General features: G+C 65.0%; 1 protein-coding gene. It reads left to right on the forward strand.

Annotation, left to right across the window (positions count from 1 at the left end; all coding sequences use genetic code 11):
* The coding region (locus WFQ05_RS20545) for a GTP-binding protein (RefSeq protein ID WP_337055192.1) at nt 1–223 on the forward strand (223 nt) is incomplete at both ends.

Below are 223 nucleotides of genomic sequence, written 5' to 3' on the forward strand. Positions count from 1 at the left end.
CATCCTGCTCTCGCGCCAGGTGGGCGTGCCGTACATCGTCGTGTTCCTGAACAAGGCCGACATGGTGGACGACGCCGAGCTGCTGGAGCTGGTGGAGATGGAAGTCCGCGAACTGCTGAGCAAGTACGAGTTCCCGGGCGACGACACCCCGATCATCCACGGTTCGGCCCGTCTGGCGCTGGAAGGCGACCAGTCGGAGATCGGCGTGCCGGCGATCCTGAAG

It is taken from the genome of Pseudoxanthomonas sp. USHLN014 (assembly GCF_037153335.1).
In the GTDB taxonomy this organism is placed as follows: domain Bacteria; phylum Pseudomonadota; class Gammaproteobacteria; order Xanthomonadales; family Xanthomonadaceae; genus Pseudoxanthomonas_A; species Pseudoxanthomonas_A winnipegensis.